The following is a 23,673-nucleotide window of genomic DNA, read 5'->3' as shown; positions in this document are numbered from 1 at the left end:
TGTCCTTCCTTTCCTTCTTTTACTTACTTATACAAGTAAGTAGATAGAAAGGTTCACTTCTAATTTTTATTTGGACCAAATACACGTTTATCACTAGAGGATGTCTTCTTTCCTTTCAACCTTTTCGACAGGGTCTCTTTCCAGCTTTCCGCTAAGAATGGACAGGAAGCTAGTTCCTCTACGAGAGCTAAATCATCTTTTTTACGATACATCACTTCATTACATTGAGCAATCGTCCATTTAGGGTAAGGTCGCTCTAGCAAAATTAATTCCTGTTCTGCTTGAACATAGCCTTCTTCCAATACGCGAAAATACCACCCTGTTCTACCTGTCTCCTGTATCTGCAGAGCAAAATCCATGATGCGATATCGTCTTGCAGGCTTCCAGCACGGCCTTCTCGGTTGAGCCACTTGGATAACTGCCTCACCAAATCGGTAGGTGTCTCCTATACAAACACGCTGTTCATCTAAAGATTCTACCGCTAAATTTTCCCCCATTGCACCTATTCCAATCTTTTCTATCCCTTGTTCTTTGCGCCAATAGTCATAATGATGGGTTGAATAGGCAAAAATTGCTTTTTCCAGACCACCATGATTTTTCGTATCTGCTACCTCATCACCTGCTAGTCCCGTTTTGCTAAGCCACTTCCTCCCTTCTACACTTTGCTTAAAAATAGCACTCTCCCATTCACGATCCATTTTGTCTTTAGCTTCTGGACTTCCTAATTTTTTCACTTTGCCTGTTAATAATTTTCGAATAATTGGTGGGTTCATTTCATCTCTCCTCTGACAGAATTATGTAAGGTAATATCTATTCTATGGAAATTTCTAAAATTTTTAAAGAAGCTTCTTTAATTTTTCTGGTTATCTGTTAAAAATCAAAACGATATAATAAGAGTGGTGGCTTTTATGTAAGCGTTTAAAAAGAAGGGAGATTGCTTAATGAGTAAGAATTTTAAGAAAATGACATCATTACTGCTTATATCTTTATTAGTCTTACCAGCTGGATGGATGCCCTCTACTATCCATGCTCAGGAAAAGGAAGATATCCCTGTCCTTCTTTATCATCGGATCGCGGAGAATCCGACAATTGAATGGACAGATACTAGTTTGGAAAAATTTAAAGAAACCATGGCATATTTGCATCAGAATGGCTACAATACGTTATCGTCAGAGCAATATGTTCGTATCATGAATGGGGAGGAAAAAGCTCCAGAAAAACCAATCTTGTTAACCTTTGATGATGCTACTCCTGATTTCATAACAAACGCACTACCTATTTTGAAGCAATATAACATGCAGGCCGTGCTATTTGTTGTTAGTGATTGGATTGATGGAGATTATAGCATGACAAAGGATCAGTTAGAAAGTCTTGTAAATGAAGAAAGCATCAGTCTAGAAAACCATTCGAAAACACATGATCAAGAGAACGTTTGGCATGAAGAGATTGCCATAGAGCAAGCATCAGCTGAAATTGCTGCAGCTAATCAATATTTGAAATCTATCACTAACAAAGATCCTGTACTTATGGCATATCCATATGGTACTTACAACGGGGAAGCAGAAGCAGCTAATAAAGAAAATGGTATAAAATATGCCTTTAAAGTAGGTTATCCAGATGGCAGTCCTTATTCAATGGGTCGACATTATGTCTTAATGGATACAACGCTCGAGGAAATCGCGCAATGGATTGGTGGTCCAGCTCCAGAAGAGCAAGAGCCTCCTGTCCAACAATTTTCGACCATCGATTATGAGGACCAATCAATGGAAGGAATCGAGGGTAGATCTGGTACAGAAGTTCTGGCTGTAACCGATGAAGCTAATCACACAGAAGGCGGTTCCTTTGCACTAAAAGTAGAAGAAAGAACAGAGACATGGCACGGTCCCGCATTGCGAGTCGATCCATATATAGATACGGGAGAGGAATACAACATTTCTGTGTGGGTGAAGCTGCTCTCAGAAGAAAGCACTGAGTTACAGCTTTCCACACAGGTTGGGCAAGGTGACAATGCAAGCTATCATAATTTGGATGGAAAAACGATCACTACAGAAGATGGCTGGGTACAGCTACAAGGGAGTTATCGATATAGTAGTACAGGAGATGGTTACTTAACCATTTATGTCGAGAGCACAAGCAGTACAGCTTCCTTCTATATGGATGATATTACATTTGAACCAGCTAATTCTGGTGGTACGGATATTGAGAAGGATTTACCTTCTATAAAGGATGTCTACAAGGATGATTTTCTCATCGGTAATGCTATTTCCACCGCAGAATTGGAAGGCTCTCGACTCGAGCTTTTAAAAAAGCACCATCAGTTAGTAACAGCCGAGAATGCGATGAAGCCAGCCTATGCTTATAATGAGCAGCGAAAATTTGATTTTACAGCAGAAGATGAGCTTGTAGACAAAGCACTAGAGGAAGGCTTTCAAATCCATGGACATGTGCTTGTTTGGCACCAGCAGTCAGAGGAATGGCTCCATTCTGACGAAAATGGTCAACCATTGAGCAGAGAAGAGGCACTAAACAATCTAAGAAAGCATGTCCAAACAACAGTGGAGCACTTTGGTCCAAATGTAATCTCATGGGATGTCGTGAATGAGGCGATGAACGATAATCCTCCGAATCCATCTGATTGGAAGGCATCCTTACGCCAATCTGGCTGGTATAAGGCTATTGGACCTGATTATATTGAACAGGCTTTTCGTGCAGCAAAAGAAGTAATAGAAGAAAACGACTGGAATATTCCACTATACTACAATGATTATAATGATGATAATCAAAATAAAGCAGAAGCAATCTACCAAATGGTCAAAGAGATTAACGAAAACTATGGAGCAGAAAATAACGGAGAGCTATTGATTGATGGCATTGGCATGCAGGCACACTATAATTTGAATACAAACCCTGAAAATGTCCGACGTTCTTTAGAAAAGTTTATTTCTCTCGGTGTAGAAGTCGGGGTGACTGAGCTAGACATTACAGCTGGTACTAATAATGAACTTACGGAGGGACAGGCAAATGCGCAGGGCTATTTATATGCCCAGCTGTTTAAGCTCTATAAGGAACACAAGAAGCATATTTCTCGTGTTACCTTCTGGGGATTGAATGATACTACAAGCTGGAGAGCAGAACAAAGCCCATTATTGTTTGATAAAAATTTACAAGCAAAACCAGCCTATTATGCCGTCATCGATCCAGAAAAATTCCTCGCTGAGCATGAGCCAGAGGAAAAAGAAGCAAATCAAGGCACCGCAGCATTCGGGGCTCCGAAGATCGATGGTACAGTTGATGATTCATGGAGCAATGCAGCCGAGCTTCCAGTGAATCGGTATCAAATGGCATGGCAAGGGGCAAATGGTACTGCAAAAGCACTCTGGGATAAGGAAAATTTATATGTACTAGTAGAAGTAAAGGATTCTGCACTTGATAAAACAAGTGAAAATGCCTGGGAGCAGGATTCCATTGAAGTCTTTGTCGATGAGAACAATGGGAAGACATCTTATTACGAAGTGGATGACGGGCAATACCGAGTTAATTTTGACAACGAAGCATCTTTTAATCCTGGAAGTATTGCCGAAGGGTTTAAGTCTGCAACAAACCAAACGCATGATGGTTATATCGTTGAGGTTAAGATTCCTTTTAAAACAATCACACCAGTAAATGAAACAAAAATTGGATTCGATGTCCAAATTAATGATGGAAATGAAGGTGCGCGCCAAAGTATCGCAACTTGGAATGATACCACAGGCACAAGCTATCAGGATACATCAGTTTTTGGTGAATTAACTCTGAAAGGTGTGGAAACCCCTGAGGAACCAGACATCGAAAAGCCGGATGATGAACCAACTCCGAAAAATCCATCTCAGGAAAAACCGGAGCTTGAACCCAATGTTATAACCAAACCAAAGGTAGAGGATAATCAGGCCACGGTGAATGATGCCATTTTCGACCAATTAGCATATAATGTTGAATTAATTATTGATTTAAGCGAACATAGCTCTTCGATAGCCATTTCTTTTACAGAGGAGCAAGTGAAGCTGTTAAAGCAACTTCATGCGTTAATCATGATAAAAAAGAAGGACGTCACCCTTCAAATACCTGCATCCATTTTTACAAACGGCAATCAAGCTGTGGACATTATTCTCCAAAAATTAGAACAAATAGAAGATGCCTTAAGTGCCGTCTATGATTTCAACATCATTCAAGGCGACAAGGAAATAAGTGAATTTGATTCTAATATCATAGTTTCCTTTGTTGTCAACAAAGCCGTGGCCGAACACTCAAATTCTCTAAAAATCTTCTATTTAAATCCACAATTAGAGAAATGGGAAGTAGTAGGCGGAGAATATAAGAATGGCAACGTGACAGCAAAAATCGATCACTTTAGCACATTTACCGTATTTGAAGAAGATATGGAAACGATGGTTGACGCTAAGGATGAGAAGGAATTACCAGATACCTCGACTAGTACGTTCAACTTTTTATTAGGTGGATTGATTTTAATACTGATAGGAGCAAGTACTTTCTTGTTTAAGAGAAAGAGGAAGAGAGAGATTTAATTATTCACAGCCTCCGTCGTAACGAGGGAGGCTGTGCTTTTGATTTTTGCAAGTGGGTCTTGCTTTTTTGCAGCTGCGTGGATTTTTTTTGCAAGTTGCTTCCGCTTTTTTGCGTCTGTGTGAATATTTTTGCAACTTGCTCCCACTTTTTTGCAGCTGAGCGAATTTTTTGCAAGTTGCTCCTACTTTTTTGCAACTACTCCCACAGCTTACTTTTATCCATATACTGTGCTAATTCCTTACTTGATGCTTTTCTTTGTTTCCTTGCTTCGACACGTTGTTCTGCTGTTCGGTGTAAGTATTTTTCTTCTTCTGTTTCTGGTATAACGCCTGGGACTGGAACTGGTTTCCCATCTTCCCCAACGGCTACAAAAGTTAAAAAAGCTGTTGCCGCAATGGTTCGCTCGGCTGTTAAAAGGTTTTCGGCTATCACTTTGACAAAAACCTCCATCGAGCTAGTTCCTGCCCATGTGACGAAGGACTCTAAACAGACTGACTCTTCAGTGCTTATAGGTGCTAGAAAATCAACTGAGTCAGTAGACGCTGTAACAACAGGTTTTCTTGAATGCCTCATCGCGGAAACGGATGCAATGTCATCAATATAACTCATTAGTTTGCCACCAAAAAGCGTTCCATGATTATTCGTATCGGAAATGAATACATGACATACCTTAATTGCTAATGATTCTCGTACAAAAGATTTTTCCATTCCATCACCTCATCTTATTATAACAGTATATTTAGTTTACCCCAATTTCATGAAAAAAGAGTCATCCTTATCGGACAACTCTCCTACTTTACTCTGCTACCATATCTTTTTGTTTCACTATATATACTTGATTCAATATGATCGCACCAATCATCTGAATGATTGTTTTGGCGATGATTTGTCCAAGGATCGCTGCTGGCACAGCCTCCCAAGGAAGCATTCCAGCTCCAAGTGGGCTTAGTCCAACTAGGACAAATACAACAGAATCGAAAAAGCCACCGACTATTCCACTGTAAAACACGCGCCAGGCGATCGGTAACTTCAATCGCGTATAAATCTCAGTATCTGCTGTTTCTGAGATAATAAATGAAAGTGCAGATGCCGCGACAATCATTAATGAATCACCTAGCAATGCTGAAACGATAGCAGATAATATTAATGCGGTCAGAATAAATAAATAAGTCTTCCCTCTTCCATACTTGTTTTGAACCAGGTCACGAAAAATAAAAGTTGCTCCGATGAACAAGGTTCCCATTGGAATAATAAAAATACCAAATTGCAATGGCATCAATGCCGCTGTGACGACATTTGCCGTTACAATAGAAAGTAAATATAGAAACACTCTTAACATACTATAATTCCTCCGTTTTCTTCGCTTCTAAGTATTGCTCCAACCCTTTGTTACGAAGCTTACATGCTGGACATTCCCCACATCCGTCTGCTTTTATTCCGTTGTAGCATGTCAATGTTTTCTCCCGAACGAACGACAGTGCACCATGTTGATCTGCAAGCTCCCACGTTTCCGCCTTATCGAGCCACATCAATGGCGTATGAATAACAAAATTATCGTCCATGGAAAGGTTTAACGTAACGTTTAATGATTTGATAAAAACATTACGGCAATCTGGATAACCACTAAAATCCGTTTCACAGACACCTGTCACGAGATGCTTTGCTCCTACTTGACTCGCCAACACACCCGCAAAGGATAAAAAAAGCAAATTTCTTCCTGGCACAAAGGTGGATGGGAGCTCCCCCTCCTCCCCTTCTGCTACTTCCATGCTCTCACGAGTCAATGCATTTGGTGCTAGCTGATTAAGAAGGGACATGTCTAAAATATGATGCTTGATTCCAAGCTCTTCTGCAATTTCCTTTGCACACTCAATTTCCAGAGCGTGTCTCTGACCATAATCAAAGGTTACCGCTTCTACCTCTTTGAAACGGTCCTTGGCCCAAAACAAACAAGTCGTACTATCCTGACCACCACTAAAAACAACAATTGCTTTATCCTGCTTCATATGCAATCCCCTTTAACGATTATCAATTTTTTCAGGATTTAAATCATGATTGATTAGGCGATGTGTTGCCATTTCCTCATATTTCGTCCCTGGCTTTCCATAATTACACCATGGATCAATCGATATACCACCACGCGGAGTAAATTTACCCCAAACCTCTATATAACGAGGATCTAGTAATTGAATTAAATCATTCATGATAATATTGACACAGTCCTCGTGAAAATCCCCATGATTTCGAAAGCTAAACAAATATAACTTCAGCGATTTACTCTCAACTATCTTCTGATTTGGTATATAAGAAATATACATTGTCGCAAAATCAGGCTGACCTGTAATCGGACATAGGCTCGTGAATTCTGGACAATTAAATTTCACAAAATAATCGCGATCAGAATGTAGATTATCCACTACTTCTAACACCTCAGGGGCATAATCATCCTTATATTGTGTATCTTGATTCCCTAATTGCTTTAGGTCTTGCAATCCTTGTTCATGACTTCTTCCAGACATAAAAAAACCTCCTTGTACCTGCTCCCAAACATGACAAGAAAGTTCATAGCTAAACTATTTTCACTTCGGATATTAGGCCGCTCGCCCTAACGTACTAGAAAACCTCGCATTCGCTCCCTTTTAGCAGATGCGTTAGCTTTTTTACTACTTTGGACTTCAAAATTTCCGCTTCATGGCATTACTTCTTGCAAAAATTTTATTTTTTCCTAACATACAAAAAAGCCACATCCTAATATGGACATGGCATTCTCGTAACATCCATAGTTTTTTATAGAGGGTTTCAGCTATGAACCTCTTCCGTTCGAGTATTCTTTTCCTAACTATAATATAGGAGATGACGAGGGTTGTCAATGTGGTAAGCTAGAATTAACTAAACCAACATCTAAAGCCAGCCACCTCTCTCGTGACTGGTTTTAGCTTATTCTATTGAGCAGAAAAGCCTCCATCAATTACAATTTCTGCACCTGTAATATAAGATGAATCATCTGAAGCTAGGAATAAGGCGGCTTTTGCGATATCGTCTGGCTTTCCTAATCGTTGTAGTGGGGTGGCTTGTATTAATTGGTTTAATAATTCTCTTGATTCAGATAAGCCTTGAGTCATTGGTGTATCGATAATCCCTGGAAAAAGGGCGTTTACACGAACTCCACTTCTGCCAAACTGGGTAGCAGCTGCTCTGGATAGTGCCCGTACAGCACCCTTAGAAGCAGAGTAATGGTTAAAGCCTTGGCCGATTTGAGCAGTATACGAAGAAATATTTACAATGGAGCCTTGCTTTTGTTCCGACATGTATGGTGCGATATGTTTAATCCCAGCAAATGGGCCAAATCCATTGATTGCGAGCATTTTTTGCCAATCCTCTAAATCGATATCCTTGAATGCTTTCTCCGAAGAGATCCCGGCATTATTTACTAAAATATCAATAATGCCGTAGCGTTCCTTAATTTCTTTAGCAACTTGCGCCCATTCCTCATCTGATGCAACATTCAATTTCATTCCAACTACATTGTCCTTGTTGTTCGCCTTCTCTAATGCAGCTTTATTGATATCTGCTGCAATAACAGTTGCTCCTTCCTGACTAAAAAGATCCACGATTTGTTCACCAATACCTGATGCACCACCTGTTACTATTGCAATTTTATTGTCTAAACGTCCCATTTCTTTTCCTCCTCGATTAATAAATTTTGAAAGAGCCTCCGTCGACCATAATGGTTTGGCCGGTAATATAATGGGAATCATCACTTGCTAAAAACACAGCAGTTCGTCCGATATCCTCTTCTGGTTGGCCTAAGCGACGAAGCGGGATATTGTTGACCATTTGTTCATATAGCTTTGGATGATTCTCACTCCAAGCCTCTACCCCTTCCGTTAAAGCAATCGGTGAAATAAGATTGACATTAATTCCTTCTGGCCCCCATTCGTTTGCAGCCACTCTAGTGATCGCACGGATTGCCTCCTTTGCCGCAGCATAGGATGTTTGGGTTGGCTGACCAGAGATTCCTGCACCTGATGCAAAGTTAATCACTTTCCCCTTCGATTTCTTCAACTCCGGGTATGCAGCCTTCATAAAATGGAAGGTTGGATAAAAGCCTGTACCAAAGGACAGCTCCATCATTTCCATCGTTGTTTCGACAAAAGAAGCCTGCTTAGAAGCGTGTGCATTATTCACAAGAATATCTAGCTTTCCGAATTTATCGATAACCTCATTAATGATTGGATGGATGTTTGCTTTCTTCGAAATATCTCTAATAAATAGCATACCCTCTTTATATTGCGATATGTCCTTCGTCCTTCAGGGTTTGATTGCCTTTTTCTTCATTAATATCAACTATCGCAATATGTGCACCTTCTTTTGCCATGGCAAGAGCGATTCCTCGGCCAATCCCAGAAGCACCACCTGTTATGATTCCAACTTTGCCTTCCAGTCTCAATATAAGCACTCCCTTTCTTATCATTGCAACATCTTATAGTTGAGTAATTCTTTATTTATTTTAACATTAAATATTTTAATATCAAATTATTTTACATCTAAATATAAAAGACTAATGATTTCTTCCCTTCTTATACGAACATATTGTAAAACGCTTTCAAATAGTTGTACGAATCATCCATTCCAGAGCTGATAAGCCACACCACATTAACAATAACTAATTCTTTATTTAACTAGATATAAGATACAAATAACTTATTGAAAAATTTAATTGACACTTATACGTATAAGTGTTATCCTTTTCATTGCACAAACTATTACTTACAAAATTACTTATATAGAAAGATATTGTTCATTATGAAAAGGTTTTACTATTTCAAATCTTTCTAATTTCATTACTTAGGGGTGTTTAAATATGTGTGAGAAAATATTGAATCCAATTGTTTTACAGCGTGCTGATCCTTTCGTTTATAAGCACTCAGATGGCTATTATTATTTCACAGGATCTCATCCACTTTATGACCGAATTGTATTAAGAAGAGCGAAAACGCTTAATGAACTACATGACGCGAAGGAAGTGGCTGTTTGGTGGAAGCATGAAAGCGGTCCATTAAGTGAATTAATTTGGGCACCTGAAATTCATCGAGCAAACGGCAAATGGTATATTTATTTCGCTGCTGCTCCAGACACGAACATTGATGATGATACATTCAACCATAGAATGTACGTTCTTGAAAACGCATCAGATAACCCAATGGAAGGAAACTGGGTCGAAAAAGGGGAAGTCGAGACAGGCATGTCTACCTTTGCATTAGATGCAACTATTTTCCACCACAAGGACGAGCTCTATTATGTATGGGCCCAGCAGGATTTAGAGATTAAAGGGCATTCCAATTTGTATATTGCAAAGATGGAAAATCCTTGGACATTAAAAACAGAACCTATCATGCTTACAAAACCGGAACTTTCTTGGGAAATCAAAGGCTTTTGGGTGAATGAAGGACCAGCTGTTTTAATCAAGAATGGAAAGGTTTTTATCACATATTCCGGAAGTGCAACTGGTGTTGATTATTGCATGGGATTACTTACTGCCAATGCAGATGACGATTTATTGAATCCGAATTCATGGACGAAAAGCCAGGAACCAGTCTTCCAAAGCTGTCCAAAGAATAGTCAATACGGACCTGGACACAATTCTTTTACAGAATCTGAAGATGACGCCGAAACCATCTTAGTTTACCATGCAAGAAATTATACCGATTTAGTTGGTGATCCACTTTATGAACCGAATCGTCAAGCAAGAGCTCAAAAGATAGAATGGGATGAACAAGGGAATCCTATCTTCGGAGAGCCTGTTCCTGATGATAGATGGACACCACAAACACCAGAAGTCTTAAAATAAGAAGGAGTAGTCAGCAATGAAAAACATAAAACAGTTAAAGTTCTGGAACTTTGGCGGGATGTATTACTTTTATTTCATGATCTGGGCATTAATATTTGCCTTTTTACCATTTTGGTTAGACAAAACAGCGAACCTCAGCACTAGCGTCGCAGGTCTAGTGTTCTCTGCTATGGCCGTGACTGCACTTATTTTGGAACCTATCTATGGTCTTATCCAAGATAAATTAGGTCTTAAAAAATATTTATTCGGTTTTGTTGTTTTATGCCTTTTATTTATCGGACCATTTGTTCAATTTGCTTTTCTTCCACTACTAGAAATGAACGCAATCTTTGGCGCCATTGTTGGTGGGGCATACTTAAGTTTATGTTTAAATGGCGGTGTCGGTGTTGTCGAAGCCTACATCGAACGGTCAACCCGTGCCAGTAACTACGAATATGGACATGTTCGTTTATTCGGTTCACTAGCAGGTGGTACTGCTGCATTCATCGGTGGTATCATGTTTGTTCGAAATCCATATAGTATTTTTTGGGCGTGTACCGTATCTGCAGTCATTCTTGGTGTGCTATTATGGGCACTTCGTGTGAAAAAAGATGAAAAAGAGAAGGTTCATGCACCAGAGGTAGAAGAAGAGGAATCACCGGTTACGAAGGAAAATATTTTGAATGTATTTAAGAATAGAAGCTTCTGGGGATTCTGTATCATGATGATCGGGATTGCAACAATGTTTGATGTTTTTGATCAGCAATTCCCGAACTATTTTGCTAGCTTCTTTGATGATGCATCTCGAGGAGAGCTTGTCTTTAGTCGTATTGCTTCTGTACAAGTATTCTTGGAAGCAGGCTTTATGATCCTCGCTCCATGGTTTATTAATAAAATCGGGGCTAAAAATGGACTAATTCTAGCAGGAATCGTGTTATTTGTCCGCGTTCTTGGTTCTGCTTATTTGACAGAGGTATGGATGTTAGCATTCTGGAGATTACTAGCAGCAATCGAAATGCCTTTAATGCTAGTTTCGATTATGAAATATATCACTGGCGTATTTGATGTTCGCCTATCAGCAACCGTCTACATGCTTGGATTTAATTTCGCAAAACAAGTTGGAATTACCATCTTCTCCTACGTAATGGGTACTCTTTATGGATCGATCGGATTCCAGAATGGATATGTGGTGATGGCAATCATTATTATGGCATTTGTTGTAGTAGGGGCGTTAATTATGAGAAGTGAAAGATATTATACAAAAAATAAAAGCGCAGCTGCTGCTTAGAGACAAAATGAAGAAATCTTGATGAAAACGGAGCTGTCTATATGGCAGTTCCGTTTTCATTATTATAAGGTCAAACCTGTCCAATTCCAATAGGTGTAATAAAATAGTAGCATACTAATAAAATATATCGGCATTAATAGAAAACTTAACCCCATTAAGTCTTTTGCTTTATAACTGATTTTTTCCTCTTCAAAATAAACAAGCAAAGCTTTCGAACTTACCGGAAAGGTTAAACAATAATTCATCCCTACTAAACTCAAGAATAAAACAGCGATTCCATTGAAACCAAACGAGGTACCAAGCATCAATAGCCCAGGAACTAAAACAATCGCTCTTGTGGTATGGGAAGTAATATACAAATGACTTGTAATGGAAACAAGTAAGATAAAACAAAGCATTCCCCAAACAGAAAAGTTAGAAAAACTTGTCACGAACTGAAAAATAGAGGATTCAATCCAGTCTACAACTCCTGTTTCCACAAGATTTATTCCTAATGCTGTTGCTGCCGATACAAATAAGATCAAATTCCATGATACCGATTTTACCCCTTGTTTCCATGATAGAAGACCAAATTTAGGTGACATAAACACTAATGCTCCCATGATTGTAATAAAACCGATATCATGTCCGTGAATGCCCTCTGTCACCCATAGAAGGAACAGTGTCCCGATAAAAATTAAAGCCTTCTTTTCTTTTTCTGTTATTTTTTCATTTTTTGTAATAATAGAATGCTTCTTTGATACGGAAAGTAGAGGGGTAGACTTTCCTCTCATCCATAAAAGTCTCACAGCTAAATAACTGACAAAACTAATAAATATAGCAAATGGCACTCCCCAAATGAGCCAATTTAAATAAGTAATCGTTTCACCAGTTGTTTTCTCTAATATCTCCACACCAATTAGATGGGAACCAGCTCCGATAAGGGTTGCTGAAGTTGTCATAAGAATGATAGTCGGCACAAACATCGCAAGGACTTGTTTATGTTTATCGTCTTGAATGAAAGGAGCTAATTCCTTTACAACAGGCAATGTTATCGCCGCCCTCCCCGATGTAGAAGGAATGAAAATAGATAGTGGAAGTAAAGCTATCAGCACATGAAATAAAACACTATTGGAAGTAGCAGAGTTCTTCATAATATTAGTGATTATTCTATTTGCTAAACCAGAAACCTTTATCACCTCCCCGATGATGAAAGCCCCTATCATCAGCCAAACAATCTCTAATGAAAAAGAATCATATAAGAGGCTTGCGTCTGCTCCTTTTAAAAGAATAATCGATAGTATGGCTCCAAGCGCTACATAACCCGCAGGAAGCTTTGTCGTAATCCATAAGATCATCGCTATCACAAAAACAATCAGCGCTACCTTGCCTTTGTAATCTAAAGAACTAGCAAAGAAGATCGCAAAGCATACTACTATAAATAAGCTTAAGAGAATATAGGAATAGTTAGGCATCGCTAAAAGAGTTTTTTTTAATACCTGATAAGAAGTAGATTTTCTTCTTTCAATTCTGGTAGTAGCATTCATATTATCTCTCGCTTATATTTACGTTTTGCCATTTGATAGCCGATGCGAATTTGCCTCACAGCAGCCTCGGCACTATCAGCGATTAACCTTGAAGCATCTTTCATTGCTATTTCTAGAGAAGTTGGACTTTGAATAATACTCGTATATGCATGAATACCATTCGTATAATTAATGCTTGCTCCTTCCCCAATCGTTCCCGTAATGGCAATAACAGGAACTCCTAAATTTCCTGCAATCCGTGCCACTTCTGCTGGTATTTTCCCATTCGGTGTTTGATAATCCAAACAGCCCTCAGCGGTTAATACTAGATCTGCATTTTTGATATGTTCTTCTAATTGTATATATTGCATGATAATGTCAAAACGGGGATGTAATGTAGCACCAGTAAATGCCATTAGACCTGCTCCTAAGCCTCCCGATGCCCCTCCTCCTGGCGTTGTTCTTACATCCACCTCCATTTGTTGTAAAATTAATTGAGCATAATACTCTAAATTATGCGCCAATTGCTGAGCCTCTTCAGGGTTCGCTCCTTTTTGGGGAGCAAACACACGCGCTACGCCTCTTGGCCCACAAAGAATGTTATACCAGTTACATGCCACATCGATTTTTACTTTAGAAAGCCGTGGATCTATGCCTGAGATATTGATATTTTCAATGGAATGTAAGTCTCCCCCACCACCAATATTTAATGCTTGATGATATTTATCAAGGAAACGAACTCCAAGGGCTTCTGCCATACCCGCTCCTCCATCCGATGTCCCTGAATCACCACAACCGATCAAAATATCGTCTACACCCAAATCTAAAGCAGACTTTATTAATTGTCCCACACCAAACGTAGTTGTTTTTAAAGGGTTTCTCTTATTTCTAGGAATAAGCGTTAGACCAGCCACAGCAGCCATTTCTATTACTGCTGTCTTTTTACCATTTTCCTGAAATATTCCGAAATGGCTCCGAACCTTTTCACCAATCGGACCAATTACTTCTCGGTAAATCAGTTCCCCCTTTTTTAGCTTTATAATCGTATGAGCAAATCCTTCCCCACCATCAATCATGGGAATCACCATTGTTTCTACATTCGGATCAAACCTTTGTATCCCGTTATTCATGGCTTTAGCAACCCCCTCTGAACTCAAGCACTCCTTGAACCCTGACGGTATAATAACAATCTTCATACTTGATAGCCTCCCACTTTATCTTTTTTATTTCAAATTGATTATAGTTTTGAAAAATGAGAGAAGAATGAGAGTATTATGAAAAGTTCATTAGTTTTAGATGAGAATTGTTCAAGATTTTCGCTATGTTGCATTACTTCTTACAAAAATTCTATACTTTCCAAACGCATAAAAAAGTCCGCTAATCATATTAGCGGACGTTCAAAAGCTTTCTAGCATAAATCATTTATTCATCTTACTTAAAAAGTCTCCTAAGAGATCATCAAGGTCTTCCTCTTCCGGCTCCTCTGCTTCTTCTGAATCACGCGTTTGGCTTAATGCTTCATTCCAATCAATCGCATCTAGATCATCGTCAAGCTCTTTGTGATTCACTTTTGTTCGAGTTGTCTCGTTCTCAAGCTCTGGCTCTTGTTGCTCAGACTCTTCTAGCATCTCTTCCTGTAAGTATAATGCCTCATCAATATTTGTAGCATTACTATTCATGGAGGCGAGTAGGGATGTAGAGCGAACTGGGTCATTTAACAGATGATACATGATACTTCCTAGCAATGCCTCGGAATGCTCATGCTTAATCCAATTACGTTGCGCCTTCGTTAGGCGTTTCGGAAGTGGAATGGTGATCGTTTCTTGTTCCTTCGATGTCCCTTCATTTACACCCTTCAGGACAAACTCAGCTATTTTACTCGAAAAATTCCGTCTTTCTTTTTCCTTTAAATGCTGTAATTCTTTTAAAATATAATCAGGAGTTTCAGAAGGGATACGAAAGGATATCGTCTGACCCCTTTTGATTTCATTATTTTTATTCATGTTATCACCTTATGATTGAGCAGAGGCTTTTTTCTGTTCCTTTTTATTAGATTTCTTTAAAAATTCGGCAATCAGCTTATAGTAAGCATTCGCCATCATCCAAATACTTTCTTTTTCATCCTCAAAAAATTCGATATTGTAGCCGTCTAGATTGTTGTTTAAGGTTTTTAAGTATTCCTTAATGACATTTGATCCACCACCGACAAAATAACAGATTTCGGTTTGTGAATTTTTTTGCCATACATTTCGTAAAAGACGGTATTGTTTCTTTGCCAATTCTAAGAGAATTCTATCTGTAATATCATGGACGCTTGTCCGACTTCCTTTTACCATGATGTGATTTCGGTCATTTTTTCTCGTAATAATATCCACGACATCTCGTCGACTGTCTAATTCGACCCCATGCTTTGTAAAAATTTCCTCACGAATGGTTTCCAGTGATTCAGATACTCCTAAGTTAAAGCCTTGCGCTTTATCGTCATCTACAGTTCTGTTTCTAATCACCGCAATATCGGTAGATAAACCGCCAATATCTTGAATAAGAATTTGCTTATCTATTAATTTCTTATTAATAATCTTCAAGTCCTCATCCATCACTAGATTAATAAACGCAGCGAACCCTTCCGGATATACTTTTGCTTCATCAAACTTTATGTTTACTTTCTTACCTTGATGCTGTGGTGTCACTAGAAATTCGATCTGGTGAACGGAACCTATCAGCTTGGAACGATAGCCTGCATCTTTTCCTTCCTTCACTTCTCGAAGTGGTAATCCTGTTCCTAATGTATAATTTGCATCAACAACTTGATTGGTATTCGACTTAAACGCCTCTACTGCATCTAAAGCAATGGTAGTAAATAACATGACTAATGTTTGGTCTTCCTGTGATTTGCTGCTACCAGGATCTAGCTCCGTTGAATTTCCTGCCTTTGTTGCCAAATGACCAACACGATAAATAGTGTTATTCTCTTTTAATGCCGGTGAGTGTATACGAATGTGCAACCCTTCTAGAGGATCTTTCTGATCTAACTCTTCAATTCCGATTACTGGACGGTCTTCTGTATCGATGGCAACAATATTTGGAATGTTAATTTCCCTTTCCATTTCTCCAAATATTGCTTTAACCGAATCATTTCCTACATCAATTGCTGCTATTCTTGATTGACTCATATGTATCCATCCTCTCATCATTTGCTTTTAGACTTCTTTCTAAAAATAAAGCCTTAAAAAAAGAATATTTTATTATCTGTATTCCTTCAATGGTTTTCGTAAAAAAGAAAGATAATTGTAATCTTTTCACGAAAGACTTCACTTGTATACGAAAATGTTTATGTTGTTTACACTTGTGTACACTTCCTTATATTACAACATGTACACACTTTTGTAAACATGTATACGTTAAATGTGTACACGTAAACATTTTTGTAATCTTGTGTACTGTAATGTTTACGCAATGTTTCTTTACCTAAAAAAATATGTATTTCCATAAAACTAGAATTATTTTTTTTACCAAAAGCATGACATCCAACAATAAGGGATTGATCATCTCGAAATTTGAAGAAATGTGAGGCTTTTGGGAGTTTAGTGCAATGAAAAGATGTACATTAGTTAACTAAAGGTAGCCACCCTTTTAAGATTGCTCCTCCGTCTGGATGATTATCTGCAAGCAGATCACCTCCGTGTCTTTTCATCAATCTCTTACATATCGATAATCCTAATCCTATTCCACCTGTTGAACGATTTCTCGATGCTTCCCCACGATAAAGAGGTTCAAACACACGTTGTAGCTCCTCAGAAGTAAAGCCCGCTCCTGTATCCCGGATAGTAAAGAAAGCTTTATTTTTACACTTATAACAATCGATCATTATCTTACCGTGTTCAGGAGTATATCTGACCGCATTATCTAATAAGTTATTTAGCACACGCTCTAATGAGTGTATATCTGCCATAACCAGACAATTCTCATCAAAACCCCCAGCTCTTATAGAAATGAACTTTCTTTCAGCTTGTGTTTCCAAACTACCAATCGACCTCTGTACTATACTGGCTAGGTCAACCTTTATTTTTTCAAGCTCAATGTTTAAATATTCCGCCTTTGTATAGGTGAAAAGTTCCTCTACCAGTCGACCCAATTGTGCTGATTTTTCTTTACAAACCGACAGGTATTCCGCCATTTTCTCTGGGGAATCCGCAATCCCTTGCTCCAATCCATCCAAATAACCTCTTAAAGCGAATAACGGTGTTCGTAAATCATGTGCAACAGCAGCAACTACAAAACGACGCTCTTCTTCCAGTTCCACTTGCTTCTGGAAAGCTTCCTTAAGACCGCCTACCATCACTTTAAACCCTTCATTCACCTCAGCTATTTCCGTGATATGGGACGATGGCAACTTGACATCCAAATCTCCATTCGCAATTTCTCGAGCACTACCGCTCATTTCCTCAAGCGGTTTGAGAATAAATCTTCGCATTTCAAATCCAACTATAAAAAAAGAAAGCATTAATCCTACAAATGCTGCGATCAAAGGAATCACTCTCGAATTTGATTGATATATCACTACCCTTCCGAGCAGTTTTCCGTCCTGTAGAATTGAAAAATGTTCTTTCACCCTAAATTTTGAAACCTCCTCATCATCTGTTTGGAAAATTTCTTGATCGGACGGAGATAGAATCACCACATCCATATTTATCTTTTCTAATTGTTGGCTTATTTGGTTTTGCCAAGCGAAATCTGTCCAATTTCCTGAGTTTTTCTCAATCTGTTGAACGACTGTCTCTATATCTTTTTGATTAGCTTCATCCCCACTAATATTGAACGACTTTGTTTCCAAAAAGTTGGCAGCTACATAAAATATCCATGGCAATAAAAGAATGAGGAATAAGCTTAGCATGGTAAACTTTCGAATACGAATAGTTTTCATTTTATTCTCCTTTAAATCGATAGCCAACACCCCATACATTGACAATGAATTTTGGATCATTTGGATCAAGCTCTATCTTCTCACGAAGACGGCTTAGATGAACACGAACTGTATGTTTATCACCGACCCCGTCCCAAAATTTTTCAAGTAATTGATCATAAGTAAAAACGTAATTGGGATGTTCGGCAAATAATTTTAGTAACTCATATTCCTTAGGTGTGAGCATGATATTCTCACCATCCAGTAATACTTCTCTCGAGGCCATATCCAAATGAAGCGACCCATATGATAAAACCTTCTTTTTCTGTTCCTTTCTATAGCCAGATCGCCGTAAAACCGCCTTCACCCTTGCAACAATCTCCCCTGGCGAAGCCGTTTTGACTATATAATCATCCCCACCAAGTGCCAAGCCGCGAATTTTGTCCACATCGTCACTTCGAGCACTTAGGAAAAGAATAGGGATATTACTCTGTTCCCGGATCTCCCTACATAAATCAAAACCACTCTGACCTGGCATCATGATATCAAGGATCATACAATCAACAACACTCTGATGAAACACAGCTAATGCCTCGTCGGTGTTAAAAGCAGTTTTCACATAAAAGGACGCATTCTCCAAAAAGTCTCTTAATAGCGCCACAATACTTTCATCATCATCTACGACCAGAACGGTATCTAATTTCTCCATCATCGTTCCTACCCTCTCCACTTCATTTATCTTAAGTTTATCATTTTTGCATTAAGCAACAAATTCAGTAGGTTGTATTGTGATGATTTTGTGATATTTTTGTACCCTCATTTGAGACATTTTATTGTTATTCTTTCCATGTGGTTCAGATGATCATTAACTAAAGGAGGTTATTCAATGGATTTCTTTCCATATGGTCTTTTATTCTGTCTTACGCTTTTCTGTTTTGTAGCTATTCGAGTTTTTGAAATTCAAAAACGTTATCGTACTGACCAAAATACTACCTTAGAACTTAAAAAGCGGTTAGCTAAAGGGGAATTGGAAGAAGCAGAGTATCAAAGACTGATAAATCTCATTAAAAAGTAATATTCGGGAGGGAAAACGATGAATATTCAAATTGTATTATTTGATGGGTTTGATTTACTCGATGTAATTGCACCATTCGAAGTGTTTGAAGCTGCTGCCATGTTCTCCAAAAAGGACATTGACCTACAGCTTGTATCTGCTGAAGGAGAGCGTACAGTATTAAGTGGTTCAAATCAGATCACCCTTCAAGCGAGTAGTAAGCTTGATTTAACGCGCAAAGGACTTATCCTTATTCCTGGAGCTTCCGGAACAATGGATGAAATTCCTGCTAGATTAAAGAAAGCAGCTGACACAGATTTAAGCAGCCTTCTGAAAAAAGCGTTGATGACACCAGATATTTTGATTACTACCGTTTGTGGTGGTTCACTTATTTTATCCATGAATGGTTTATTAGAGGGTCGCCATGCCGTTACACATCATATGGGAATGGATCTTTTAACTGCAACAAACACGATTGCCGTAAAAGCTCGTGTCGTAGACGATGGCGACTTAGTAACTGGAGGTGGAGTTACATCAGGATTAGATGTGGCTTTGTACCTTGTGGAACGAGAGCTAGGGCCACAAATTGCACTCGCTGTAGAACAATTGTTTGAATATGAACGTAGAGGCACAATTTGGAAAAAAGAAGGAGAAAAACTTAAAGAAAGTAAGCAAGTAGAATCTGAAAAAGTAATCGATACGACTATCCAGCTTAATGAAATAGAGCGTTTTATTGGAAAATGGGATACCACGATTGCAACCCCAGTAGGTAACCAATCTGTATTATTTAATCTATATATGAAAGAAGGACAACTAGCAGGTAAAGCAACACAAGGAGGGGATTCAATCATCTTAGATAATCTTGTGTTGGATGGAAGTCAATTAAGATGGTCTATGAAAGTAACGAAGCCAATGCGTCTCACACTAAAATGTACTGTTTCAGTCAATGGTCATGAGATGCATGGGGAAGCAAAGGCCGGTATGCTTCCCTCATCTAAATTAGCAGGACATCGTTTGTGAGAGGGCGGTCGTCATGTATTTACTTTTAATATTTGCTCATGTACTTAGCGCCTTACTCCTCGGTAGCTTTCTTTGCCTTCCAATAATATTGAGGTGGCTATATACTCTTACAGGCAATGAATTAAGAATCGGATTAAAAACCACTCTCGCCTTCACTCGAGTTGGACATTATGCTTTAGCCTTTTTGCTCCTAACTGGTGGCTGGATGGTTATAGGGTATCCACCCTACCCGTCTGTCATATGGGTTGTGACATCCATCCTACTACTTGTCCTTATTGGTGCCATGATAGGAATAATACATGCTAAGCTAAAAAAGGTTATTCTTACTAAACAGCCTGAGAAGCTTTTATTGACATATCGAACTCCACTAATCTGCTATAGTTGGTTCACCTTTTTAACCATTGTTGCTGCATTATTTTTGATGACAAATCGTCACCTATTTTTCTAACTTTTATGGAGGAAGCTTGCTTATGAACAAATCTATTCGAATACTGATTCTCCTTATTCCACTCATGTGGATATTTCATACATTATCAAAGAATTTTATTGTAGACCCTCAATTTGTAAAGTTTATTGCCAGGAAGGATCAAATACTATCGAATGAATCCTTATGGATAATCATGATTCGTATCCATATTATTCTTGCGATTATTTCGCTTTTGACTGGGCCACTAGGAGTGATCAAAAAAATTCGGATACAATCAATCCGTTTCCATCGCTGGAATGGTCGAATCTATGTTTTATCTATTCTTTTCAATTTCCTACCAGGTGTCTATGTTAGTTTTTTTGCAACAGGGGGGTGGCCAAGTACGCTAGGCTTTCTTATTTTAAATACATTATGGCTCGGAATAACTATCCTTGGATATGTGGCGATTAGAAGGAAGAAAATCAATTTACATAGGCAATGGATACTTCGAAGTTTCTTTCTTTCATTTGCCAATATAACCATCTATATTTTGGTAGCAATTTCGCATAACGCACTTAACCTTCCTTATAGCCTTTCATATACAATTGCGGTCTGGCTATGCTGGGTGCTCAACCTAGCTATCGCTGAAATAATCATTAGAAAGAAAGTGTTTAGCTCCTAGTTTTCCTTTGTAAAAATAGCTAATCATGAAATAAGCTCTACCTTGAATGATAGAGCTTATTTCTTATAAGACTGTTAATCAATCGTAATTACGATTTTACCAACGGCATGATGGGTTTCACTCAAGGCGTGTGCATCATATAGCCCTTTTTGGGAGAGTGGGAATGTACTGCCAACAACACTTTTCATCCGGTTTTCCTCTAATAATTTAGCTAGGATACTAAGCTGTTGACCGTCAGGCTGAAGCCAAATACTTTTTGCCGTAACATTCTTTTGCTTTGCCTTGTCTTGATCTGGTTCATTAAGAATGGAAATTAGCCGTCCCTTATCCTCTTTAAGAACCTCAAAGCTATCTTTTTGTACATCTCCACCCATCGTATCTAGAACTAAATCTATATCTTTTAACATGGTTTGAAAATCTGTTTTTCGGTAATCAATTACTTCATCCGCTCCTAAAGATTTTAGCAGCTCATGATTTTTTTCACTCGCCGTTGTGTAAACATAAGCACCAGCATCCTTTGCTAATTGAATCGCATAGGTACCGACACCACCAGCCCCAGCATGGATTAACACTTTTTCTCCTTTTTGTAAGGAACCATGATCAAATAAACCTTGGTAAGCAGTTAAACCAGCTAATGGAACTGCTGCAGCATCCTCAAAGGAAACATTAGCAGGCTTTTTAGCTAACAAATGTTCATCGACAATGGTATGCTCGGCATAGGTTCCAAAACGCGTCGTGTCAGGACGAGCAAATACCTCATCCCCCACCTTCCATTCTGTTACCTCAGATCCAACCGCTTCGATGATTCCAGCGACATCCCAACCAAGAATAATCGGGAATTCCCAATCAAACATTTGCTTCAGATAACCTTCTCGAAGCTTCCAGTCTATCGGGTTAATGGAAGTGGCCTTTTCTCGAACTAGCACTTGATGATTTCCTAGCTCAGGTAAGTCTACGGAACCTTCCTCTAGCACCTCTTTACTACCATATTGTTTTATGATCACCGCTTTTGTTTTCAACCCCATCCACTCCTTCTCATTACATTCAAGTCTTGCAAATACTATTATCAAACCTGTCGTTATGAAAAACAAATAATCGGCTTATTAATGTTAGTATGGCCAATGTAATTGGATTCATGAGCCCCAACATAAGCTATTGTTCCTTTTCTGATAATCTGGTATATTTTTCATATACAGTACAATGGGAGGGGATTTTTAATGGCATTTACGTTAGAATTAGGGCAAAAGGCACCAGATTTCAAGCTTCCTGCCACAAACGGGAGATCATACAGCTTGTCAGATTTTCATGATGCTCAGGTTTTAGTTGTCTTCTTCACATGTAATCATTGTCCATTTGTAATCGGATCAGATGAAGTGACAAGGGCAACAGCGGAGAAATTCGCAAAAAATGGTGTATCCTTTGTTGCCATTAACTCCAATAGTGCAAACACCAATCCTGATGATTCCTTTGAAGACATGGTGAAGCGCATGGAGGAAAATCAATTCCCTTGGATCTACTTACATGATTCCACACAAGAAATCGCAAAAGCATATGGAGCATTAAGAACTCCACACTTTTTCGTGTTTAATCAAAACCGAGAATTGATCTACACAGGAAGAGGTCTCGACAACCCGCGACAGTCAGAAAAGGCGACCGTGAATGATTTAGAAAATGTGCTTAGTGAGCACTTAGCTGGTAAACGTATTACAACCCCGTTAACCAATCCTTTAGGCTGTAATGTGAAATGGGATGGAAAAGATGCTCATTGGATGCCAAGAGAGGCCTGTGATCTAGTATAGATTTTCATTCACCAGGTACCTTGATAGAGGGTATCTGGTTCTATTTTGGATAGACGACTGTTCCATCCTCTTCTATGATTGGATTTGCTCCCCATCTGCCAAGTTCATGTGCTATGATTTCTGTTCGACCATTTGAATTATCCATCAGATGATACACATTCCAGCCATTTGCCTGCAAACAGTTACTAATTATTAATCGGTGACATCGGGCTGGATGTCTTTCCGAGCATAGATAAGCAAGCTGACACTTTTTTGCCGTTCGTAGAAGTTGCGTTAAACCTCGTTTGAATTCATCACCTAATGTATAATCAGCATAATGATGAAGAGATTGATTTCGCCAACCTGCATTGAGGCTTTCTCCTATTATTCCTGATCGAGACCATCTTCCACCAAGCAACGGAAAATGATGATAGTCTATTCCGGCATTCTGTAGCCATTTTCTCATGTTATCCTTTGTGTACTGAGGGTGCTTACGACTAGCAGGAATGGCGCGGACATCTGCCACAAATTCAATATTCGCTTCACCAAGCATTTCGAGAAAATGCTCCCTTGTGTGTGTGGAATGACCAATCGTATAAATATCCATTGGTGAGACTCCTTTCTATCCCCCTATACCCGTTTTC

22 protein-coding genes, 1 pseudogene and 1 riboswitch are annotated in these 23,673 nt (G+C 38.8%); of the genes and pseudogenes, 8 read left to right on the top strand and 15 right to left on the bottom strand.

Annotated features, from left to right (window positions below; genetic code table 11):
- Positions 1-59 precede the first annotated feature (59 nt).
- The gene (locus ACZ5N5_RS06855; protein ID WP_109983212.1) at positions 60-773 is read right to left on the bottom strand and encodes an MOSC domain-containing protein; all 714 of its coding nucleotides are present in this window, start codon (positions 771-773) and stop codon (positions 60-62) included.
- 168 nt (positions 774-941) lie between these two features.
- On the opposite strand from ACZ5N5_RS06855, the gene ACZ5N5_RS06850 reads away from it, so the two are divergent.
- Entirely contained in the window at positions 942-4,562 is a 3,621-nt protein-coding gene (locus tag ACZ5N5_RS06850) for an endo-1,4-beta-xylanase (RefSeq protein WP_464373526.1), read from the top strand.
- Between the two features lie 196 nt (positions 4,563-4,758).
- On the opposite strand, the gene ACZ5N5_RS06845 is transcribed toward ACZ5N5_RS06850, so the two are convergent.
- From ACZ5N5_RS06845 to ACZ5N5_RS06820, 6 genes and pseudogenes are all read right to left on the bottom strand, one after another.
- Positions 4,759-5,271 (bottom strand): acyl-CoA thioesterase, encoded by a 513-nt coding sequence (locus tag ACZ5N5_RS06845; RefSeq protein WP_109983215.1) that lies wholly within the window; start codon positions 5,269-5,271, stop codon positions 4,759-4,761.
- 88 nt (positions 5,272-5,359) lie between these two features.
- Positions 5,360-5,902, bottom strand: a complete 543-nt coding sequence (locus ACZ5N5_RS06840) for a VUT family protein (RefSeq protein ID WP_054788132.1) — start codon at positions 5,900-5,902, stop codon at positions 5,360-5,362.
- Between the two features lies 1 nt (position 5,903).
- Positions 5,904-6,569 carry a 7-cyano-7-deazaguanine synthase QueC gene (queC, locus tag ACZ5N5_RS06835; protein WP_464373525.1) on the bottom strand — a complete coding sequence of 222 codons (666 nt, stop codon included), beginning with the start codon at positions 6,567-6,569 and terminating at the stop codon, positions 5,904-5,906.
- A 12-nt stretch (positions 6,570-6,581) separates the two neighbouring features.
- Positions 6,582-7,082, bottom strand: a complete 501-nt coding sequence (queF, locus tag ACZ5N5_RS06830) for a preQ(1) synthase (protein WP_054788133.1) — start codon at positions 7,080-7,082, stop codon at positions 6,582-6,584.
- 254 nt (positions 7,083-7,336) lie between these two features.
- Positions 7,337-7,383, bottom strand: a riboswitch (PreQ1 riboswitch).
- Between the two features lie 122 nt (positions 7,384-7,505).
- Positions 7,506-8,240: an SDR family NAD(P)-dependent oxidoreductase gene (locus ACZ5N5_RS06825; protein WP_464367344.1), complete on the bottom strand. Its 735-nt coding sequence runs from the start codon at positions 8,238-8,240 to the stop codon at positions 7,506-7,508.
- A 16-nt stretch (positions 8,241-8,256) separates the two neighbouring features.
- Positions 8,257-9,013: pseudogene (locus ACZ5N5_RS06820) on the bottom strand (SDR family NAD(P)-dependent oxidoreductase).
- Between the two features lie 414 nt (positions 9,014-9,427).
- On the opposite strand from ACZ5N5_RS06820, the gene ACZ5N5_RS06815 reads away from it, so the two are divergent.
- Together ACZ5N5_RS06815 and ACZ5N5_RS06810 are read left to right on the top strand one after the other, a co-directional pair.
- Positions 9,428-10,414, top strand: a complete 987-nt coding sequence (locus ACZ5N5_RS06815) for a glycoside hydrolase family 43 protein (protein ID WP_054788134.1) — start codon at positions 9,428-9,430, stop codon at positions 10,412-10,414.
- Between the two features lie 16 nt (positions 10,415-10,430).
- The gene (locus ACZ5N5_RS06810; protein ID WP_464373524.1) at positions 10,431-11,681 is read left to right on the top strand and encodes an oligosaccharide MFS transporter; all 1,251 of its coding nucleotides are present in this window, start codon (positions 10,431-10,433) and stop codon (positions 11,679-11,681) included.
- A 62-nt stretch (positions 11,682-11,743) separates the two neighbouring features.
- Here the strand turns inward: ACZ5N5_RS06810 and ACZ5N5_RS06805 are convergent, their stop codons facing one another.
- The 6 genes from ACZ5N5_RS06805 to ACZ5N5_RS06780 all read right to left on the bottom strand — a co-directional run bounded on the left by ACZ5N5_RS06805 (position 11,744) and on the right by ACZ5N5_RS06780 (position 18,798).
- Positions 11,744-13,207, bottom strand: a complete 1,464-nt coding sequence (locus ACZ5N5_RS06805) for an SLC13 family permease (protein ID WP_464373523.1) — start codon at positions 13,205-13,207, stop codon at positions 11,744-11,746.
- The gene (locus tag ACZ5N5_RS06800; protein ID WP_464373522.1) at positions 13,204-14,382 is read right to left on the bottom strand and encodes a glycerate kinase family protein; all 1,179 of its coding nucleotides are present in this window, start codon (positions 14,380-14,382) and stop codon (positions 13,204-13,206) included. The genes ACZ5N5_RS06805 and ACZ5N5_RS06800 overlap by 4 nt, the downstream gene beginning before the upstream one ends.
- 222 nt (positions 14,383-14,604) lie before the next feature.
- Positions 14,605-15,189, bottom strand: coding sequence for a hypothetical protein (locus ACZ5N5_RS06795; protein WP_054788137.1), 585 nt, complete (start codon positions 15,187-15,189; stop codon positions 14,605-14,607).
- 9 nt (positions 15,190-15,198) lie between these two features.
- Positions 15,199-16,359, bottom strand: a complete 1,161-nt coding sequence (locus ACZ5N5_RS06790) for a ParM/StbA family protein (RefSeq protein ID WP_109983225.1) — start codon at positions 16,357-16,359, stop codon at positions 15,199-15,201.
- Positions 16,360-16,793: 434 nt separating this feature from the next.
- Complete coding sequence (locus tag ACZ5N5_RS06785; RefSeq protein ID WP_464373521.1) at positions 16,794-18,110, bottom strand: sensor histidine kinase; 1,317 nt, start codon at positions 18,108-18,110, stop codon at positions 16,794-16,796.
- Position 18,111: 1 nt separating this feature from the next.
- Positions 18,112-18,798 carry a response regulator transcription factor gene (locus ACZ5N5_RS06780; RefSeq protein WP_109983461.1) on the bottom strand — a complete coding sequence of 229 codons (687 nt, stop codon included), beginning with the start codon at positions 18,796-18,798 and terminating at the stop codon, positions 18,112-18,114.
- Positions 18,799-18,975: 177 nt separating this feature from the next.
- Here ACZ5N5_RS06780 and ACZ5N5_RS06775 point away from each other — a divergent pair, with 177 nt between their 5' ends.
- Genes ACZ5N5_RS06775 through ACZ5N5_RS06760 form a run of 4 tightly spaced genes read left to right on the top strand, consistent with a single transcriptional unit; the run spans position 18,976 to position 21,251 of the window.
- Positions 18,976-19,164, top strand: a complete 189-nt coding sequence (locus ACZ5N5_RS06775) for an SHOCT domain-containing protein (RefSeq protein WP_464373520.1) — start codon at positions 18,976-18,978, stop codon at positions 19,162-19,164.
- Positions 19,165-19,182: 18 nt separating this feature from the next.
- Positions 19,183-20,163: a DJ-1/PfpI family protein gene (locus ACZ5N5_RS06770; protein ID WP_277679330.1), complete on the top strand. Its 981-nt coding sequence runs from the start codon at positions 19,183-19,185 to the stop codon at positions 20,161-20,163.
- 13 nt (positions 20,164-20,176) lie between these two features.
- Positions 20,177-20,611 carry a hypothetical protein gene (locus tag ACZ5N5_RS06765; protein ID WP_464373519.1) on the top strand — a complete coding sequence of 145 codons (435 nt, stop codon included), beginning with the start codon at positions 20,177-20,179 and terminating at the stop codon, positions 20,609-20,611.
- 22 nt (positions 20,612-20,633) lie between these two features.
- The gene (locus ACZ5N5_RS06760; protein ID WP_277679332.1) at positions 20,634-21,251 is read left to right on the top strand and encodes a DUF2306 domain-containing protein; all 618 of its coding nucleotides are present in this window, start codon (positions 20,634-20,636) and stop codon (positions 21,249-21,251) included.
- A 74-nt stretch (positions 21,252-21,325) separates the two neighbouring features.
- On the opposite strand, the gene ACZ5N5_RS06755 is transcribed toward ACZ5N5_RS06760, so the two are convergent.
- Positions 21,326-22,276, bottom strand: a complete 951-nt coding sequence (locus tag ACZ5N5_RS06755) for an NADP-dependent oxidoreductase (protein ID WP_464373518.1) — start codon at positions 22,274-22,276, stop codon at positions 21,326-21,328.
- Between the two features lie 192 nt (positions 22,277-22,468).
- Here ACZ5N5_RS06755 and ACZ5N5_RS06750 point away from each other — a divergent pair, with 192 nt between their 5' ends.
- Positions 22,469-23,050 carry a thioredoxin family protein gene (locus tag ACZ5N5_RS06750; RefSeq protein WP_464367352.1) on the top strand — a complete coding sequence of 194 codons (582 nt, stop codon included), beginning with the start codon at positions 22,469-22,471 and terminating at the stop codon, positions 23,048-23,050.
- A gap of 40 nt (positions 23,051-23,090) precedes the next feature.
- Here ACZ5N5_RS06750 and ACZ5N5_RS06745 read toward each other — a convergent pair whose 3' ends face one another.
- Entirely contained in the window at positions 23,091-23,636 is a 546-nt protein-coding gene (locus ACZ5N5_RS06745; protein WP_464373517.1) for a DUF488 domain-containing protein, read from the bottom strand.
- Positions 23,637-23,673 lie beyond the last annotated feature (37 nt).

This window comes from Gracilibacillus sp. JCM 18966, from assembly GCF_055392695.1.
This window is presented reverse-complemented; position numbering and strand designations above follow the sequence as displayed.

Coding starts and splice junctions, on each gene's coding strand:
- ACZ5N5_RS06855 (WP_109983212.1), bottom strand. CDS start 773: ATGAACCCACCAATTATTCGAAAATTATTAACAGGCAAAGTGAAAAAA.
- ACZ5N5_RS06850 (WP_464373526.1), top strand. CDS start 942: ATGAGTAAGAATTTTAAGAAAATGACATCATTACTGCTTATATCTTTA.
- ACZ5N5_RS06845 (WP_109983215.1), bottom strand. CDS start 5,271: ATGGAAAAATCTTTTGTACGAGAATCATTAGCAATTAAGGTATGTCAT.
- ACZ5N5_RS06840 (WP_054788132.1), bottom strand. CDS start 5,902: ATGTTAAGAGTGTTTCTATATTTACTTTCTATTGTAACGGCAAATGTC.
- queC (WP_464373525.1), bottom strand. CDS start 6,569: ATGAAGCAGGATAAAGCAATTGTTGTTTTTAGTGGTGGTCAGGATAGT.
- queF (WP_054788133.1), bottom strand. CDS start 7,082: ATGTCTGGAAGAAGTCATGAACAAGGATTGCAAGACCTAAAGCAATTA.
- ACZ5N5_RS06825 (WP_464367344.1), bottom strand. CDS start 8,240: ATGGGACGTTTAGACAATAAAATTGCAATAGTAACAGGTGGTGCATCA.
- ACZ5N5_RS06815 (WP_054788134.1), top strand. CDS start 9,428: ATGTGTGAGAAAATATTGAATCCAATTGTTTTACAGCGTGCTGATCCT.
- ACZ5N5_RS06810 (WP_464373524.1), top strand. CDS start 10,431: ATGAAAAACATAAAACAGTTAAAGTTCTGGAACTTTGGCGGGATGTAT.
- ACZ5N5_RS06805 (WP_464373523.1), bottom strand. CDS start 13,207: ATGAATGCTACTACCAGAATTGAAAGAAGAAAATCTACTTCTTATCAG.
- ACZ5N5_RS06800 (WP_464373522.1), bottom strand. CDS start 14,382: ATGAAGATTGTTATTATACCGTCAGGGTTCAAGGAGTGCTTGAGTTCA.
- ACZ5N5_RS06795 (WP_054788137.1), bottom strand. CDS start 15,189: ATGAATAAAAATAATGAAATCAAAAGGGGTCAGACGATATCCTTTCGT.
- ACZ5N5_RS06790 (WP_109983225.1), bottom strand. CDS start 16,359: ATGAGTCAATCAAGAATAGCAGCAATTGATGTAGGAAATGATTCGGTT.
- ACZ5N5_RS06785 (WP_464373521.1), bottom strand. CDS start 18,110: ATGAAAACTATTCGTATTCGAAAGTTTACCATGCTAAGCTTATTCCTC.
- ACZ5N5_RS06780 (WP_109983461.1), bottom strand. CDS start 18,798: ATGGAGAAATTAGATACCGTTCTGGTCGTAGATGATGATGAAAGTATT.
- ACZ5N5_RS06775 (WP_464373520.1), top strand. CDS start 18,976: ATGGATTTCTTTCCATATGGTCTTTTATTCTGTCTTACGCTTTTCTGT.
- ACZ5N5_RS06770 (WP_277679330.1), top strand. CDS start 19,183: ATGAATATTCAAATTGTATTATTTGATGGGTTTGATTTACTCGATGTA.
- ACZ5N5_RS06765 (WP_464373519.1), top strand. CDS start 20,177: ATGTATTTACTTTTAATATTTGCTCATGTACTTAGCGCCTTACTCCTC.
- ACZ5N5_RS06760 (WP_277679332.1), top strand. CDS start 20,634: ATGAACAAATCTATTCGAATACTGATTCTCCTTATTCCACTCATGTGG.
- ACZ5N5_RS06755 (WP_464373518.1), bottom strand. CDS start 22,276: ATGGGGTTGAAAACAAAAGCGGTGATCATAAAACAATATGGTAGTAAA.
- ACZ5N5_RS06750 (WP_464367352.1), top strand. CDS start 22,469: ATGGCATTTACGTTAGAATTAGGGCAAAAGGCACCAGATTTCAAGCTT.
- ACZ5N5_RS06745 (WP_464373517.1), bottom strand. CDS start 23,636: ATGGATATTTATACGATTGGTCATTCCACACACACAAGGGAGCATTTT.